Origin of the sequence: Aquimarina penaris (assembly GCF_040786285.1) — a bacterium.
GTDB lineage: Bacteria > Bacteroidota > Bacteroidia > Flavobacteriales > Flavobacteriaceae > Aquimarina.
In genome coordinates, this window is sequence record NZ_JBFMKQ010000001.1 from 2,153,301 (window position 1) to 2,171,571 (window position 18,271).

General features: G+C 34.0%; 15 protein-coding genes and 1 pseudogene. 8 read left to right on the forward strand and 8 right to left on the reverse strand.

Going from position 1 to position 18,271, the window contains the following annotated elements; translation table 11 throughout:
* Nucleotides 1-3: 3 nt before the first annotated feature.
* From ABW637_RS08935 to ABW637_RS08945, 3 genes are read right to left on the reverse strand one after another with little or no spacing between them, the layout of a single operon-like run.
* Complete coding sequence (locus ABW637_RS08935) at nucleotides 4-642, reverse strand: gluconate 2-dehydrogenase subunit 3 family protein (RefSeq protein WP_367584315.1); 639 nt, start codon at nucleotides 640-642, stop codon at nucleotides 4-6.
* A 10-nt stretch (nucleotides 643-652) separates the two neighbouring features.
* On the reverse strand, nucleotides 653-2,344 hold the full coding sequence (locus ABW637_RS08940) for a GMC oxidoreductase (RefSeq protein ID WP_367584316.1): 1,692 nt from the start codon (nucleotides 2,342-2,344) through the stop codon (nucleotides 653-655).
* 32 nt (nucleotides 2,345-2,376) lie between these two features.
* Entirely contained in the window at nucleotides 2,377-2,868 is a 492-nt protein-coding gene (locus ABW637_RS08945) for a c-type cytochrome (protein ID WP_367584317.1), read from the reverse strand.
* A gap of 408 nt (nucleotides 2,869-3,276) precedes the next feature.
* On the opposite strand from ABW637_RS08945, the gene ABW637_RS08950 reads away from it, so the two are divergent.
* The 6 genes and pseudogenes from ABW637_RS08950 (at nucleotide 3,277) to ABW637_RS08975 (ending at nucleotide 11,372) form a co-directional block, all read left to right on the forward strand.
* Nucleotides 3,277-3,693 carry an HYC_CC_PP family protein gene (locus tag ABW637_RS08950; RefSeq protein WP_367584318.1) on the forward strand — a complete coding sequence of 139 codons (417 nt, stop codon included), beginning with the start codon at nucleotides 3,277-3,279 and terminating at the stop codon, nucleotides 3,691-3,693.
* A gap of 105 nt (nucleotides 3,694-3,798) precedes the next feature.
* A complete protein-coding gene (locus ABW637_RS08955; protein ID WP_367584319.1) occupies nucleotides 3,799-7,524 on the forward strand; it encodes an efflux RND transporter permease subunit in 3,726 nt (1,241 codons plus the stop codon).
* Nucleotides 7,525-7,558: 34 nt separating this feature from the next.
* Nucleotides 7,559-8,818, forward strand: a complete 1,260-nt coding sequence (locus tag ABW637_RS08960) for a TolC family protein (protein WP_367584320.1) — start codon at nucleotides 7,559-7,561, stop codon at nucleotides 8,816-8,818.
* 12 nt (nucleotides 8,819-8,830) lie between these two features.
* Nucleotides 8,831-9,568, forward strand: coding sequence for a heavy metal translocating P-type ATPase (locus tag ABW637_RS08965; RefSeq protein ID WP_367584321.1), 738 nt, complete (start codon nucleotides 8,831-8,833; stop codon nucleotides 9,566-9,568).
* A 1-nt stretch (nucleotide 9,569) separates the two neighbouring features.
* Nucleotides 9,570-10,787 (forward strand): annotated as a pseudogene (locus ABW637_RS08970) (efflux RND transporter periplasmic adaptor subunit); the annotation flags it as partial.
* Nucleotides 10,788-10,913: 126 nt separating this feature from the next.
* Nucleotides 10,914-11,372, forward strand: a complete 459-nt coding sequence (locus tag ABW637_RS08975; RefSeq protein ID WP_367584322.1) for a COG2426 family protein — start codon at nucleotides 10,914-10,916, stop codon at nucleotides 11,370-11,372.
* Between the two features lie 32 nt (nucleotides 11,373-11,404).
* Here ABW637_RS08975 and ABW637_RS08980 read toward each other — a convergent pair whose 3' ends face one another.
* The 4 genes from ABW637_RS08980 to ABW637_RS08995 all read right to left on the reverse strand — a co-directional run bounded on the left by ABW637_RS08980 (nucleotide 11,405) and on the right by ABW637_RS08995 (nucleotide 14,022).
* Nucleotides 11,405-12,448: an MBL fold metallo-hydrolase gene (locus ABW637_RS08980; RefSeq protein ID WP_367584323.1), complete on the reverse strand. Its 1,044-nt coding sequence runs from the start codon at nucleotides 12,446-12,448 to the stop codon at nucleotides 11,405-11,407.
* 177 nt (nucleotides 12,449-12,625) lie between these two features.
* Nucleotides 12,626-12,922 carry an HPF/RaiA family ribosome-associated protein gene (locus ABW637_RS08985; RefSeq protein WP_367584324.1) on the reverse strand — a complete coding sequence of 99 codons (297 nt, stop codon included), beginning with the start codon at nucleotides 12,920-12,922 and terminating at the stop codon, nucleotides 12,626-12,628.
* 42 nt (nucleotides 12,923-12,964) lie between these two features.
* Complete coding sequence (locus tag ABW637_RS08990) at nucleotides 12,965-13,174, reverse strand: hypothetical protein (RefSeq protein WP_367584325.1); 210 nt, start codon at nucleotides 13,172-13,174, stop codon at nucleotides 12,965-12,967.
* A gap of 68 nt (nucleotides 13,175-13,242) precedes the next feature.
* On the reverse strand, nucleotides 13,243-14,022 hold the full coding sequence (locus ABW637_RS08995) for a prohibitin family protein (RefSeq protein ID WP_367584326.1): 780 nt from the start codon (nucleotides 14,020-14,022) through the stop codon (nucleotides 13,243-13,245).
* 641 nt (nucleotides 14,023-14,663) lie between these two features.
* Here ABW637_RS08995 and ABW637_RS09000 point away from each other — a divergent pair.
* Together ABW637_RS09000 and ABW637_RS09005 are read left to right on the forward strand one after the other, a co-directional pair.
* Entirely contained in the window at nucleotides 14,664-15,281 is a 618-nt protein-coding gene (locus ABW637_RS09000; RefSeq protein WP_367584327.1) for a hypothetical protein, read from the forward strand.
* 398 nt (nucleotides 15,282-15,679) lie between these two features.
* Nucleotides 15,680-16,657 (forward strand): NAD(P)H-dependent flavin oxidoreductase, encoded by a 978-nt coding sequence (locus ABW637_RS09005; RefSeq protein ID WP_367584328.1) that lies wholly within the window; start codon nucleotides 15,680-15,682, stop codon nucleotides 16,655-16,657.
* 86 nt (nucleotides 16,658-16,743) lie between these two features.
* On the opposite strand, the gene mnmE is transcribed toward ABW637_RS09005, so the two are convergent.
* Nucleotides 16,744-18,135: a tRNA uridine-5-carboxymethylaminomethyl(34) synthesis GTPase MnmE gene (gene mnmE, locus ABW637_RS09010; protein WP_367584329.1), complete on the reverse strand. Its 1,392-nt coding sequence runs from the start codon at nucleotides 18,133-18,135 to the stop codon at nucleotides 16,744-16,746.
* Nucleotides 18,136-18,271: the final 136 nt, after the last annotated feature.

Sequence of the window (18,271 nt, forward strand, 5' to 3'; positions counted from 1 at the left end):
AGGTTATAATGACCAGGCTTTTCCGCCGGTTAGTTTTTCTAAAGAATCGCATCCTATTTGCTGGCCAGGTACTGGTGCATATGCGAGTACGTTTTCTCCTATTTCTTCGCTGGTTTTAAACCCCCAAATAGAAAGGTCTCTTACGGTGGATAAGAATAGAAAGATTTTAGCTTCTTTTGATATAGCCTCAAAATCCTCTGGGTTTTTCATTTGTCCCATTTCTTCCTGATATGCTTTTTGTTGTTCTTTTGATGACTTAAGATATGTCGTTAGTAAAGCATCATATTCTTCAATTTTCACCTTCTTTACCGGTTTATCTTCATTAATACCTAGTTCATTAAGAACCATACCAGCTACTTTTTTAAACATACCGGCGTCTTCTTCTTTAGCCACCTGATTCATGTATTTTTCGGTAAACATAGCTACGTTAAGGGATTTAGCACCAGGGATATCGGTTTCTGGGATGATAAGATCTACGAGTTGATCTAATACTTTTGCTTCGTCCTCAGAAAGTAATTCTGGAATCCAGTTTAGTTTTATCTCGGCAGTACAGCTATGTAAAATAGTTAGAATCGCAGGAGTAGCAGCAATATACCCCGCTGATAATCCGATGTTTTTTAAGGCCTCTCTTCTGTTCATCATAATTATAGAATTAAGCGTTTTTTTTAATTTGTTTCGCAGCATGTTCTGCAGCTCGGGCTGTAAATGCCATATAAGAAAGAGATGGATTCACACAACTGGCCGATGTCATAAAAGAACCATCGGTTACATACACATTAGGTACTGCATGAATTTGATTATGTTCATTTAGTACAGATGTTTTTGGATCTTTACCCATTCTGGCAGTCCCCATTTCATGAATACCTAATCCTGGGGCACCAATATCATCCCATGGTTCGATATTTTTGAAGCCGGCTTTTTTCAACATTTCCATGGCCTGGGCAATCATATCTTTTCGCATTTCCAATTCATTTTCTTTAAACTCTGCGTCAAATGTTATGGTAGGTAATCCCCATTCATCTAACTTTTCATAATCCAAAGTCATTTTATTATCATGATACGGAAGACATTCTCCAAATCCCATTAACCCAATTTGCCATTTTCCGGGTTTTAGGATGCTTTCTTTTAATTCTGCTCCGTATCCTAATTCTGCAACGGTTTCTCTCCAGTCTTGTCGACTAGCTCCGCCTTGATATCCATAGCCGCGTTTAAAACTTTTTTGATCTGTTTCTCCTCCTATATTTCTAAATCTGGGAATATAAAGTCCATTTGGTCTTCTACCTTTGTAGTACTTATCTTCGAATCCATCAAAATTGGCAAAAGCTCCAGCCTTGAAGTGATGATCCATAATATTATGGCCTAACTCTCCCGAATCATTACCCATTCCGTTGGGGAATCGTTCTGATTTGGATTGCATAAGAATACTAGCGGAAGCTATTGCCGAAGCACATAGAAAGATGATTTTTGCAGTATATTCATGCGTTTCTTTAGTTTCAGTATCAATTACTTTTACACCAGTGGCCTTTCCGGTTTTGTCGTCATAAACTACTTGATGTACAATAGAATTAGGTCTTAATGTCATATTACCGGTGCGTTCTGCTGCAGGAAGAGTAGAGGAGTTACTGCTAAAATAAGCTCCAAATGGGCATCCTCGCATACATCGATTACGATATTGACAGTTCATACGCCCTTCAAAAGTTTTTGTGCCGGTTATATGTGCCGTTCTACCAATGGTCATTACTCTATCCTCATAGTTTTCTGCAATATTTGATTTTAGATGATCCTCAACACAATTTAATTCCATAGGTGGGAGAAATTGTCCATCGGGTAATTGTTCTAATCCCAATTTCTCACCACTAACACCAATAAACTCTTCTACTTTATCATACCAAGGCGCTATATCTTTATAGCGTACAGGCCAGTCTACTGCTACGCCTTCTTTTTTATTCGCTTCAAAATCAATGTCGGCTAATCGATAACTCTGTCTCCCCCACATTAGAGATCGCCCACCAACGTGATATCCTCGAATCCAATCAAATCGCTTGGTTTCGTTGTAAGGGTGTTTTAGGTCATTTACAAAGAAATGTCGATGTTCTGTACCGGTAACATATCCTGTTCGATTTTGTTTTTCTTGTTCGAGTACTTCTTTTCGTGTTGGCTGACCTTTAAATTCAGAATCCCATGGATCGTCATTCATAGTTGTGTAGTCTTCAATGTGTCTAACCATTCTACCTCGTTCTAAGACCAGAGTTTTTAACCCCTTTTCGCATAGTTCTTTGGCTGCCCATCCACCACTGATTCCTGTGCCAACTACGATGGCATCATATTGCGGTTCTTTTTGCATAATTTACGATGATTTGTGAATTTAATATTAGATTATTCCAGAGTTCTAAACCATTCTGCCATAGCCCTAGCTTCTTCTTCAGAGATATTTTGATTTAGCATTATAGTATTATTATACTCTTTAAGTAGTGCTATAGCTACTGGATCTTTTTTTAGCATTTCATCTGGGTTCATAATCATATTCATTACCCATTCTGGGCTACGTTTTTTATATATACCAACCATAGGTGGGCCAATAAATTTTTTCGATGCTTTATGACAGGCTACACATTTAGATGTAAAAAGCTGTTCTCCTTTAGAGGCCAAATCTTGATCAATGTGATCTGCAAAAGTTAAAGATTTTATAGGACCAATACCCTTATTATCTAATTGTACAGGAACAGAAGACGTTTTTGAAGATTCAACTCCTTTTTCTTCTTTCTTGTTTCCAATAGTAATGGTTTCTTTGTCTGATTTTTTTTCTTTGGCACAACCGACACATAAAAAAAGGCAAATAATACCTATGTAAATAGAACTTTTTTTCATTTATAATGATTTGTATTTAACATTTTACCGTACTAATAACTATTTTGAAAATCTTCATAGTGTGGTCCTATGATTCTTTTCGGGTACTCTATGGCCTTTTCGGAAGGCATAAAAGCCATTTTACAATGACTTCATTAATGTGAAATGTTAGTTTTTGAATATTTGAAGATAAATATAAGGAGTTTATTTATGTTTTAACAAAACAATTAACTATTCATTAAACAATTAATCTCATAATTCTTTTTTTAGTAGGTGTACTCTAAAGACAGTATGATTCATAATGACAAATCATTTCATGAATTATAATTGATAAAAGTGTTGTAAATGAGATGTTTTTCTCAAAAAGATGACCTTTATTGTTTAAGTAAAAGACAATTCTATTAATTTTTCATTAATTTTGCTGTATTCATGAAAAAATATTTCCACAACATATTGGCTCTTTTGATGTCCTTTGTAGTTTTATTTTCTACAATGTCATTTACATTCAATATGCATTATTGTGGAAAAACTGTGGTCGATGTTGCATTATTTAAAGAAGCAAAAACTTGTGGAATGGAAATGCAACAGTCATTAAGTTCTTCGGAAGACCTTATTATGAAAAAAGGGTGTTGTACCGACAAGCAGTTAACATTTGAAGGCCAGGATGAGCTTAAAATTTCGTTTGATAAACTTACATTAACACAACAAATCTTTGTTGTTTCATTGTATACTTCTTATACAAATCTATTTGAAGGACTTAAAGAAAATAGTGTTCCTTTTAAGGAGTATCCACCTCCTCTTCTTGTCAAAGATATTCAAGTATTACACGAGACTTTTCTTATTTGATTGATTTAATAATTAAAGAAAGCCGAATGACATTTCATTGGGGCTAAAGCTGTTGTTCATTATTCAGCAACATTATCTTTTATTAATTATTAATGATTAGACTATATGCTAAACAAAAGCATCAAATTTCTCATAGAAAACAAACTGGTATCTTTTTTAATACTTCTTGTATTTGTAGGATGGGGTATCATAAATGCTCCATTTAGTTGGGGATCGGATATCTTACCAGGGTATGCTGTCGCAGTAGATGCTATTCCTGATATTGGCGAAAACCAACAAATTGTCTTTACGAAGTGGGAGGGTCGTTCACCGCAGGATATAGAAGATCAGATTACATATCCATTAACCACATCATTATTAGGTGTTCCCGGAGTAAAAACGGTGCGAAGCTCATCGATGTTTGGTTTTTCTAGTATCTACATTATTTTTGAGGAGAATATAGAATTTTACTGGAGCCGCAGTCGTATTCTGGAAAAACTAAACTCTCTACCATCTGGATTAATACCAGAGGGAGTACATCCAACTCTTGGTCCGGATGCAACTGGATTAGGCCAGATATTTTGGTATACACTTGAAGGACGAGATGAACACGGAAATGTAACTGGTGGTTGGGATTTACACGAATTACGAAGTATTCAGGATTACTATGTGAAGCACGCTTTATCTTCAGCAAGTGGTGTTTCTGAAGTTGCTTCTATTGGCGGATATGTTCAAGAGTATCATGTTGATGTGCATCCTGAATTAATGCGACAATATAACATCGGCTTGACTGATGTTACCAAAGCTATTAAACAATCTAATCAGGATATTGGTGCACAGACCTTAGAAATTAATCAGGTAGAATACATGGTGCGAGGGCTGGGGTATATAAAATCTATAGCCGATATTGAGAACGCAGTAATAACTTCTGAAGAATTTACCTCTATTCGTATTAAAGATATTGCCAAGGTAACACTCGGACCGGCAAATAGAAGAGGTATCCTTGATAAAGAGGGGGCAGAAGTAGTAGGCGGAGTGGTGGTTGCTCGTTATGGGGCAAACCCTATGGAAGTAATAACGAATGTAAAAGATAAAATAAATAAACTTAGTCTCGGATTACCTTCAAAAAAACTATCCGATGGCCGTACATCTCAATTGACGATTGTTCCGTTTTATGATCGAACAGAACTTATCCAGGAGACATTAGGTACACTTAATGAAGCCCTTACTTTAGAAATATTGATTACCATTCTGGTTGTATTCGTTATGGTATTTAATCTTCGGGCGTCAATACTTATTTCGGGTTTACTTCCTGTCGCTATATTGATGACATTTATAAGTATGAAAATGTTTAATGTTGATGCTAATATAGTGGCATTATCTGGTATTGCCATTGCCATAGGGACTATGGTAGATGTTGGGATAATTGTATCAGAAAATATTATTAGGCACCTTGATGATAATGAAGAAAACCTACCGATTAACACAGTGGTATACAATGCAACGATTGAGGTTTCTGGAGCCATACTTACAGCTGTACTGACTACCATAATAAGTTTCATTCCTGTTTTTACTATGATAGGTGCCGAAGGAAAACTTTTTAGGCCATTAGCATTTACTAAAACTATGGCACTTATCGCATCGATACTAGTAACATTGTTTCTTATTCCTCCGTTTGCTGCTTTTCTTTTCAAAAAGAGAAGTCTTAGATCATCGATGAGTTATATTATCAATAGTATTTTGATAGGTTTAGGTATTATCACTGCTTTTTACGGGTCATGGTTAAGTTTAGTTTTAATCTCGTTTGGAGTAACTAAAATTCTTTGGTTGAGAAATATACTCTCTACTAAGCGTTCTAATCGTATCAATATAATTATTTCAGTAATTGCCATTATAGTTTTATTGGCAGAATATTGGCGACCTCTTGGTGCAGATAAAAATGTTTTTTGGAATTTGATTTTTGTAGCAATGATCTGTTTAGGGTTACTCGTGGTTTTTGGATATTTCCAAAGGTATTATACGAGGATGCTAGCATGGGCATTACAAAATAAATTACTATTTCTGTTGTTGCCAACTACTATTGTGATTCTAGGGTTTTCGATTATGAAAAACACCGGAAAAGAATTCATGCCCTCGCTAAATGAAGGATCTTTTCTCTTAATGCCAACCTCTATGCCCCATGCAGGTATCGAAGAAAATAAAAGGGTTTTACGGCAATTAGATATGGCCGTAGCTATGATTCCAGAGATTAGTACTGTAGTCGGAAAAGCAGGTAGAACAGAATCTGCTCTTGATCCTGCACCTTTATCCATGTATGAAAATATCATCTTATACAGACCAGAATATATGCTTAACAAAAAAGGCGTTCGGCAACGATACAAGGTAAACAATGATGGATTGTTTGTACTAAAAGATGGCAGTTTGGTTGCTAATCCAAATAATGCTAACAGCAGTAGTACTTTTAATACAGAAGAATTTCAGGTTGATAATACAAATTTAATTGTAGATGATGATGGCGAGTTTTACCGTAATTGGAGACCAGGAATTAAAAACCCAGATGATATTTGGGATGAAATTAGTAAGGCGACCAGAATACCCGGAGTAACTTCTGCTCCCAAATTACAACCTATAGAAACCCGATTAATAATGCTTCAAACGGGCATGAGAGCACCTATGGGAATTAAGGTGAAAGGTCAAAATCTAAAACAGATAGAAGCTTTTGGAATACAATTAGAAACTATTATCAAACAAGCCGAAGGTGTAAAAAGTGAAGCCGTTTTTGCAGAACGAATTGTAGGAAAACCTTACCTGTTAATTGATATAGATCGTGAAAAGCTAATGCGATATGGTATATCAATACAAAGTGTTCAAGATATTTTACAAGTAGCTATTGGAGGTATGCCTCTTACACAAACTGTAGAAGGAAGAGAGCGTTACACCGTGCGAGTACGGTACCCAAGAGAACTTCGGGCTAATCCAACTGAATTAAACAATATCTATGTTCCTGTCGAGAATGGTAATTCTGTTCCTTTAGCAGAATTGGCTAATATTCGGTATGAACAGGGACCACAAGCGATTAAAAGCGAAGATACATTTCTTGTTGGTTACGTTTTGTTTGATAAATTAGAAGAGTACGCCGAGATTGATGTGGTTGAAAACGCTCAAGCACTGATTAAAAAATATATTGATAACGGCCAATTAACTGTACCTAATGGAATCAGCTATCAATTTACTGGTACCTATGAAAATCAACTTAGAGCCGAAAAAACATTAAGCATTGTCATTCCTCTAGTATTGATCATTATTTTCTTGATATTGTATTTTCAGTTTCGTTCGGTTACAACTTCATTAATTATATTTATTGGTATTTCGGTTGCCTTTGCTGGTGGATTTTTAATGATTTGGTGCTATGGGCAACATTGGTTCTTAAATATTGATTTCTTTGGCGAAAACTTTAGAGACCTTTTTCAGATGCATACCATTAACTTAAGTGTGGCATTGTGGGTTGGTTTTATTGCACTATTTGGTATAGCAACAGATGATGGGGTTATCATGGCCACATATCTTAACCAGATTTTTGATAAAAACAAGCCCGAATCTAAGGATGATGTAAGAGCATCAGTGATTGAAGCTGGTAAAAAACGTATTCGTCCGTGTTTGATGACTACAGCCACCACTTTATTAGCACTATTACCAATACTTACATCTACAGGTCGAGGTAGTGATATAATGATACCTATGGCAATACCTTCTTTTGGAGGGATGAGCATTGCACTGATTACATTATTTGTGGTACCCGTATTATTTAGTTGGAAAAAAGAAATGTCTTTAAAAAGGCAGAGCAGAATATAGAAAATAGATTATAATGTTAAAAATTATAGTATTTATGGTCAAATTAAAAATGTACAAAAAGAGTGATTTTAGAAAGAAAACTGAAAATATGATTCTTCTATTTTTTATGCTTTTTTTTCTGCAAAGTAATGGCCAAACGCTTCAGAATTATATTGATGAAGCTGAGCAAAATAATCCAAGTTTAAAGGCATTGAAGTACAATTATGAAGCCACTTTAGAGAAAGTAAATGAAGCCGGTAGTTTGCCTAACACCAACATTGGAGCAGGGTATTTTATAAGTGAACCCGAAACCAGAACCGGAGCTCAAAAGGTAAGATTTAGTGCTTCACAACCACTCCCATGGTTCGGAACTTTAAAAGCCAAAAAAGGTAAAGAAACATCAGTAAGTGAGGTGTTTAAAAATGATATAGAAATTCTTCGGGCTAAGGTAGCATTAGATGTCAAAAAACGGTATTACGAGCTATATGCTTTAAAAGCGAAAAAGAAAATTCTTGAAGAACAAAAGAAGTTACTAGAGAATTATAAAGAGATATCTATCTCTGAAGTAGCTAATAACAAAGCTTCAACAGTCGATGTGTTGAAGATTAATATTGCTCAAAACCAACTAGATAATAGGATTGAGATCTTAAAAGGGAGCATTTTAAATACCGAAACCAGTTTCAATAAAATTTTAGATCGTGATGGGTTTGATGATCTTGTTGTACCCCAGAATTTGTTTATCCCAGAGGAGGAACCTACTTTATCAATAGATGATGTAACCTATCACCCAGAGGTATTAAAATATGACGTGTTAAGCGAAATGAGTGTAGCGCAACAAAAGGTGAATGATAAGGAACGGTTACCCGGAATGAGCGTGGGGTTAGATTATGTAGTGGTAGAAGAACGACCTAATCTTGATTTTAGCGATAATGGTAAAGATATCGTGATGCCTATGGTGTCATTTTCGATACCTCTATTCTCTAAGAAATTTAAATCGAGACATAAGCAATTCGAACTTCAACAAGAAAGCTACGCTCAGAAACGTGAGTCTGAACAAAACAGACTAGAAGAAATATTAGAGAAAGCGATAAATAACAGGATTACGGCAAGAATAAATTATACGACTCATATTAAAAATATAGCACAGACTAAGCAAGCAGAAAATGTTGCATTATCGGTATATCAGACTGGAAGATTAGATTTTAATGAACTTCTTGAGATTCAAAATATGACACTTACTTTCGAAATAGAAAAGATTGAGTCGATAAAGGACTACTTTATGCAAACAGCAATTATTAATTATCTAAGCAATTAAAATGCTTTCAAAATGAAACATACATATAAAATCACTGGGATGACCTGTAATGGTTGTCGTAATAGTGTTCAAGAAAAATTAACGAAAGTGCCAGGAGTAACTGGTGTATCGGTAGATTTAGAACAGGAAAAGGCCATAATAGAGATGCAATCTCATATTTCAATAGAAGAACTACAAACAGTTTTGTCAGAAAAGTATACTATTTCTGAAATTATGGAAGATCGCTTTATTAATATATCTAACAAAGAAACAAGGTCTGTCAATCCAGAGAAAACAAAATTACAAGAGTTACAACCGCTACTCATTATATTAGGCTATATATTAGTAAGCAGTATTTTATTACATTATAAAAACTGGAATACCACCGATGTCATGCTCGATTTTATGGGGCTTTTTTACATTGTTTTTAGTTTTTTTAAAATTTTAGATTTAAAAGGCTTTCCCGGTTCTTTTAGAATGTATGATCCTTTAGCGAAAGTAATCCCTGCATATGGTTGGATATATCCGTTTATTGAAACTGTTTTGGGCCTATTTTTTTTAATGAGATTTCAAATATCCATCGCACTTATTGCTACGCTTATCATTTTAGGGATAACCACTATTGGGGTAACAAAAACATTGTTGGACAAAAAATCAATCCAATGTGCTTGTTTAGGTACTGCACTAAAATTACCTATGACAGAAGCCACATTTATCGAAAATGCTATTATGATTGTAATGGCCATAATCATGTTAATTCAAATATTTTAAGATGAAAAAGAATATACTATATATCAGTATTGCAGCCTTAATAGGTGTATTGGTCGGTTATGCAATATTTGGAAATAAAACCATTGATGATCATGATCATGTAGAAGAAACTACGCCTCATCAAATGTGGACATGTTCGATGGACCCACAAATTATGCAAAAAGAACCGGGTGATTGCCCTATATGTGGTATGGATCTAATACCCGTTGAAATTAATGAAGATAGCATTACGTCTAATCAATTTAAAATGACAAAAAATGCAATAGCCCTGGCAAATATTCAAACTACTATAGTGGGGCAGGATGCAGTTGATAATAATTCGTTGAGATTGTCCGGAAAGATTAAGGAAAATGAAGAAGCCAACGCTGTACAAGCAAGTTATTTTACGGGGCGTGTAGAAAGACTCTATATAAATACAGTTGGAGAAACTGTTAATCAAGGTCAATTATTGGCAACTATCTATTCACCAGAACTAGTTGCTGCTCAGCAGGAATTATTAACAGCTGCTTCTTTGAAAACATCACAAGCTCAATTGTACGAAGCGGTACGAAGTAAACTAAAGTTGTGGAAACTTTCAGAAAAGCAAATTAATCAAATTGAAGCCTCTGGAGAAATTAAAGAATATGTTCCTATTTATGCAACGGTATCGGGCACTGTTTCCGAAAAATTAATAGAACAAGGAGATTATATTAAACAAGGACAACCTTTATTTAAAATTGCAAATCTAAATACAGTATGGGCGGTTTTTGATATTTATGAAAATCAATTGGTAGCGATAAAAAAAGGACAAAAAATAAATATCATCACTAATGCTTATCCAGATAAAGAGCATGAAGCCAAAATTTCATTTATTGATCCAGTGGTCAATACAAATACGAGAACAATAGAAGTGCGAGTGGTTTTAAATAATAAGGAAAAGTTGTTTAAGCCGGGGATGTTCGTGTCTGGTACTATTGCAGAAATTACTATTGATAAAGATAAACAGGGGGTTGTCATTCCCGATAGCGCTGTGCTATGGACAGGTAAACGTTCTTTGGTGTATGTGAAAATTGATCCTAAAGAACCTGTTTTTGAAATAAGAGAAGTGACTATAGGCAATCAAAATGACGGCGGCTATACTATTATTGAAGGATTACAAAAAGGTGAAGAAATAGTGACTCATGGAACTTTTACTGTAGACGCAGCTGCCCAATTACAAGGTAAAAAATCAATGATGAATAAAGAATAAAGTAAAAAACACCAATTGATTTATTAAAAATTAGTGTTTTTAAACGTTTTTTATGATTTATAATTAACTGTAAACCATTTAGAACCTTATCTTTGCAGGCCTCAAGATAATGTAATTGTGATACAAGATATTTTTATTGCCATATTATGGAGTATTTCTCCTTTCGGGGAAGCCAAGGTAGGTATTCCCTATGGGATGTTTAGCGGGTTAAATATTTATTTGGTATTTATAGCTTGTTTTCTGGCTAATGTTCTTGTTTTTCCGATAATGATCTTTTTTCTGGAAAAAGTGAATGATTATTTATTACGATGGAATCCTTATAAAAAAGTGGCCATATTTGTTGCACGCAGAGCAAAAGTTGGATCGGGTGATAAAATTCAGAAATATGGATTTTGGGGACTTCTGTTTTTTGTTATGATTCCGCTTCCAGGTACTGGTGTTTATGCAGGAAGCATCGCTACCTATCTTTTCAAGATTAAAAAAAGAAAGGCTTTTGTGGCCAATACAGTTGGTATTTTCTTTTCATCAGTTATTGTTTGGGCTACTACGTTACTTACAATGCAGGGAATTGCATAAAAAGTATGGCAAAATAATCTTTTGCGCTTATATTATGTTAACCACCAAGGATCTTGCTTAAGGTTTTGGTTAGCCGTGAAAATTTCTCCAAGTCTTGGGATGATGTACTCTATTTTTTGTGTTTTTGCTTCGGTAACAAATCGTTCTACAGGATCTGTCCAATGATGTTGTGCCAAAGCAAACCCTGCCCAATGCACAGCAGTAATTAATTTTGCATTAACCTCTATTGCCGCCTGTACACTTTCTTCAGGGTACATATGTATTTGATGCCAGTTTTCGTTATACTGACCGCATTCCATAAGGGCAAAATCAAAAGGTCCTAGTTTATCACCTATACTTTTGAAATGATTACCATAACCGCTATCTCCACTAAAAAGAATATTTTCTGAAGATGTTCGTAATGCCCAACCACCCCAGAGAGATTTTGCTCTATCGGTAAGTCCTCTACCCGAAAAATGCCGTGTTGGTGTAAATGTTATTTCAATATCTTCATAATTTGCAGTATCCCACCAATCAAACTCTTGAATTTTAGTAGTAGTAATACCCCATTTCTCTAGGTGTCTTGCAGTTCCTAAGGCTACATAATATTGGTTTACTTTGTTTTTTAGCCTTTTGATGCTTTCGTAATCCAAATGGTCATAGTGATCATGAGTAAGTAACAATAAATCAATATTGGGGAGATCATCGATGATATCTAAGGTGTTTTCTGAAAATCGTTTTACAGGCATTGGGGATATAGGGGCTGCATTGGGACCAAGCATAGGATCGATGAGAATCGTTTTGTTATTTATGCGTATTAAGACCACCGAATGACCATACCAAATATATTTTGTTTCCTTTGATGTTGCTAAGAATTTTTCTTTATCAAAGGGGAGTATATCTAATGCAGTGCTGGGTTCTCTGCCTTTGCGCTCACAAAACTGTTTGTATAACAATTTCGGAATAGTTTGAAAACTGATATCCATTTTAGTCTCTTCAAGGTTTTCAAATTTTTTACCGTCCCAGTGAATAGATTTAGCATAACGATTTTCATGCTCAGGAGTTATTTTACCTCCAAATTGTTTTCTTAAACTCATATAATAATGGTACTTTATTCTAACTGTACTATTACAATAATACAAATTCAAAGTGGTATTATCAGGTGAGCGATCAAAAAGGTAAAGAACTATACATAACAATGAAATTTTTTATAAAAAACACCAACCTATGTAATCTAAGAGGAAAAAGCTTGGTTAGAAGGTAGGACTGAAAAATTATCGACCAAACTTAGTTTTTCGTTTTTGCAGTTGATCAATTAAATCATAAACGGTTTCACTAATGGCGGATTCAAAGTTTTTTTCTTTTGAGGAAGCGTATAACCGTGGTCCTGGAACACTTAATTGTATTCCGCAAATATGACTTTTTTGGTTACTGCTATTTTCTTTTTTAAAAAACACATCTCCTCGTATTACAAATGGATACTTGTTAGATAGTTTGGTTAGTTTTTTTAGAACAAATGATTCTAATCGATCACTAGCATTTACGTTCGTGTATTCAAAAATAGTTTTCATTTCCCTTGTTATTTAAATAGTTCAGGTCTTCATTTATGTATTTCAACTTTTTAATCGTTTTTCTATTTGTTGCTTTTTTATGGTTATGGATTTCATAATTTCCATGAGTTTTGGATCCTTCGTCTTTTTATAGATTTCATTGATTTTAAGAACAAACTCTTTTGCTTTTCTCGAAGCAGAAACCCTATCATGAAAGCTCATATGATTTAATTTTTTTCTTTCAAATTCTAATGCTTTTGTTATTAATTCCATAGTTCAAGTTTAATAATTAGTATTTAGTTTCTATTAAAAGGGTATTGGATGCATTTATAGTTTTACATTTATTCATCGGTTTCAATTAAAAAAGGTGTTTTCCCATCTGTGATAATGATTTTACTATTTTGCGATTTTGACAACGTATTGAACGCTTCAATACTCCTAATTTTTATAATTTCTTGTGTCAATCCTTCAGAAAGTATTTTTTGAGCATCTCGTTCTCCTGTGGCATTAATTATTTTTCTGTCAGCCTCGAGCTTTGCTTGTTGTATTACAAATTCCATTCGCATAGCATCTTGCTCGGCTTGTAACTTTCTTTCTATAGAATTAGCCAAACCTCTTGGGAGTTGTATACTTTTCATCAAAACAGCTATAAGTTCTATACCGTCACCTTGTTTTACAAGATTCTCGGTCATTTTCGCTTTTATTTCAGCTTCAATTTTTGCACGCATTCCAGAGTGCATATCCTTAGCAAAAAACTGAGCACATACGTCTGAGGATGCAGATCTAAAAACACTGGTAATAATTGATTCATAATCCCGCCCTAAGTTTTCTAGAACAGAAGGGATTTTGTTCTGCTGTAATCGATATAAAATTGAAATTTCAGAGTTTACACTTAATCCTTCCTTACTGGGCAAGGTTAATAAGAGTTTTATGTTATTAGTTTGTGTAGATTCTTTTATGATTTTGCTTATAAAAGGATTGTACATTATCGTACCTTGTGTAGAAACTTTATCAGAAAACTTACCTAAGGTTTGTTTTACACCAGCTTCTCCTGGTCTAATTACTGCACAATTGCTAAATGCTATTAATATTGAAACCAGTAAAAAAATATAAGTTTTCATATAGATATAGTTTTAATTAAACAATTGGATTTGCATTCTGATTTTAATGAGTCACAAAAAACATGTATACTGTTTCCTAAAGTTATGAATAAATAATCATATATTTTTATTTATATTCATTATGATGTGTATTAAAATAATTTATGATAAAACACTGCATTAATTACATTTTTTTTAAAAATATCTTAAAAAAGGAAATATTACTAAAGCCTTTGAAGAACCTCATGTTATCTAGCAAAGCAGTATCTAGACCACTTAAAAATTTTCATGTGTGGCCAGTGCTTTTTAGACACCATAGAAGGGAAAAGTATGAGATCATCAAAAAGAAAATTTAATAATTTTAAATGGAAAAAATAGTTGTAATACAATGTGTAATAAGCTTTTGTTATTAGGAAGATAGAAAGAACCTTACGCCAACTAAAAGTGAAGGTGTTTGCTTACGTTTGGCAGGGTTTTTGTAATGTTTATAATCAATTAATAAAATTTTATTTCGTGTTTTTCTTATCATAAGTTTTAGAAAGATTACTCTTTAGAAATTGATTCTATTTAATTAATTTTAAAAACAATGATAAATCAGTGCTATTAGTGCTTTGAAAATAACTTATGAAGTTTTAATTTTAATCCCAAAATAACCTACAATTATGGATCAAGTAAATATTAGTGCCAATAAAAAACCATTTCTTCTACTATTAATGCTGTGCTTTTTTACCCAAGTTCATGCGCAAAATGAGCAGATTTCTATTCAGTCTATTAGTAATGAAGAATTTGCTGTTAATAGTATTAACGGAATCCCGTTTACTGTAATCCTTGAGGAAAGTAATGCTGATGGGCAATATCATTTACCTAGTGGCGGTAGTATTACTTTTAAAGTTGGTGATATGATAGGTAAAAGAAGTACTCTTAGAATTATTTTCGAAGAGGAGATGTACCATTCTTTAGAGGATAAACTTATTGAACAATATGATGCTGATGTACAATGGATCACTTCTTTTCTGGACATTAAAGGAGATAAACTTAAGATGTTTCCTACGCGTCCAGTTTTCACAGATACCGGTTTAGAGAAATTAAAGTCAGAAGTATTTCAATATACAAATACAGATAAGAAAGAAGACTATTTCAATCAATGGATAGAAAAGATAAACTACTCTGTTGGTGCGGTAAATTTTTTCAGAGAGTTGTATGCAGCATCTAATGGTGAAAAAAACGCACAACGTCATAATTTTCTACCGATCAATGTATACGAAGAACTTCATAAATAAAAATTTAGTTTAGAGAAAAAAGGGTTGGCTTTTATAGTCTTTAACTTATAGTGTTGATCTTTTCTTATTTTCTGATGCAGCGGGTGAAAATCCTGGTAAAATTAATCCTTTCGCTTGATAGGGTTAAGCTTTCGTTTTCTTTAAATATAAAACAAAAGCTTTAGACATAAATTTTTATCATTTCAATTTCTTTCTCTTGATCAAAACCAAGACCATATTGTGCTTTTTAGATTCCTTTTAAGGCTTTTTAAATAGGGCAATGACTTCTTTATTACACTTCATTTGTTTGGTTTAATAAGGCTTTTGTGGTATAGATATTATAGTATTATATTGCAGAAAGAAATTAGAAATCAAAGATGATTTCATTTACAGTCATCTCCTAAAATACAAATCATAGAATGAGTAAAGCATCCTTTATTAAAGAATTAACCTTACCTGCTGTAGCTGCACCAATGTTTTTAATATCAGGCCCTCAATTAGTTATTGAGTGTTGTAAAAATGGAATTGTAGGGACTTTTCCAGCATTAAATCAACGAACTTCTGAAGGATTTGAAGAATGGCTTATTGAGATAAAAAAGGCACTTTCAGATTTTGAAAATGAAACGGGTAGAAAAGCTGCGCCATTTGGTGTCAATCTAATTGTTCATCATTCAAATCCAAGATTAAATGCCGATCTAGCCTTGTGTGTTAAACATAAAGTTCCCTTAATTATCACATCGCTGGGCGCCGTTTCAGAATTGGTAGATACTGTTCACAATTATGGTGGATTAGTGTTTCATGATGTTATCAAAAAACGTCATGCCGAAAAAGCTAATGAAGCGGGAGTAGATGGATTAATTCTTGTCGCAGCAGGAGCCGGTGGTCATGCAGGAACCATAAATCCTATGCCACTTGTTTCAGAAATTATAAAATTCTTTAAGAAAACCATATTGCTTTCTGGTTGTATTAGTACAGGAAAAGACATCGCTTCTGCTATGCAAATGGGTGCCGATTTGGCATATATGGGAACCCGTTTTATTAATACCGAAGAAAGCAAAGCTCCAAAAGCATATAGAGATATGATTATAGATTGCGGAGCAAGTGATATTGTATATACGGCAGCTGTTTCTGGTGTTTCTGCAAACTTTTTAGGGCCAAGTTTGAATGCTATGGGTATTACTGAAGAAATGTTAAAACGTAAAGATAAAGTAGATTTCGGAGAAGAATTAACGGTCAATGAAAATGAGGCTAAAGCATGGGCAACCATTTGGTCTGCAGGTCAAGGTGTAGCAACTATTAGCAATTCGCTTAGTGTAAGTGATTTAGTTTCGGAATTAAAAACCGAATTCAAAACTGCCATTAAAGAACAGTATAAACTATTAGAAACATATAAATAATACACCACTGTGTCAAAATATAGTCAATACGCAAACTTTTATATGCCTATAGGGTAGTGATACTGTTTTTGATGAATAAAGAAAATCTATTTGCCAATACAGAAATTTGCAAAGATATTGCCTAGTAGATCATCACTTGATATTTCTCCGGTGATTTCTCCAAAATGATAAAGCGCTTGACGAATATCGATGGCCATCAGATCACCAGAAATCCCTGTATCTAATCCATATTGAACTTTTTGGATTTCTTCTAAAGCTTTTAATAATGCATCGTAATGACGCGTATTGGTAACAATAGTTTCGTTATTGCGTAAAGCACCTGTGTTTACAAATTCCAGGAGTTTGTTTTGTAATTCTTCGACTCCAGTGTTTTGTTTTGCAGAAAGCAAGTGAATATTCTCAATTTCAGAGGTCAACTTAGTTATTTGATCTTTATTAAGTTTATCCACTTTATTCGCTACAATGATTAAGGGTTTTTGTGGATATTTGTTTTTAATTTTCCCAATTTCAGTTTTTAGTTCTTGTAAACTATCAGCAGTTAATTGTGAACTATCAACTAAATAAATAACTACTTGGGCTTGCTCAATCTTTTCAAAAGTTTTTTGGATACCGATGCTTTCTACTACATCTTTGGTGTCTCGTATTCCTGCCGTATCTATAAATCTAAAACCAATTCCGCCAATATTGATTTCGTCTTCAATAGTGTCTCTGGTAGTACCTGCAATATCAGAGACGATAGCTCTTTCTTCGTTGAGTAAGACATTTAATAATGTTGATTTACCAACATTAGGTTCACCTACTATAGCTACTGGGATTCCATTCTTGATTACGTTTCCAACAGCAAAAGAATCAATAAGTCGTTTTAAAACATTAGTAATTCGAGATACCAAGTCTTTAAATTGAGTACGATCGGCAAACTCTACATCTTCTTCGGCAAAATCAAGTTCCAGTTCAATTAAAGAAGCAAAGTTTAGCAGCTCATCTCTTAATTTCTTAATTTCATTAGAGAACCCACCACGCATTTGTTGCATGGCAATTTGATGAGAAGCTTCAGAATCTGAAGCAATCAAATCCGCAACAGCTTCGGCTTGCGATAGATCCAATTTTCCGTTAATAAATGCCCGCAAAGTAAATTCACCTGCATTGGCCATTCTACATCCTTTACGTAGTAATAATTGAATAATTTCCTGCTGAATATAAGTCGAACCATGACATGAAATTTCTACCGTAGGTTCTCCAGTATACGAGTTTGTTCCTTTAAAAAGAGAAACCAATACTTCATCTAACACTCGGTCTCCATCTATGATATGCCCCAAGTGAATCGTATGACTCTTTTGATTACTTAACTCTTTACCGCTAACAGATCGAAATAAAGGAGAACAGATTTTAATAGCATCCATACCCGAAACTCGAATAATGGCAATAGCTCCTGCACCAGATGGTGTTGCTAGAGCTACTATAGTATCTTGTGAAATCATATTTTTTTCTTACCTAATCGCAAAAATAGAGATTAATCTATTCACTTTAAGTACGCATAATCAAACTTTTTTTGAGGAGTTGTTTTTCTTTTGCTATCTTGTGCTTCGGAAAAACTAAATACTTCATTATTAAGGC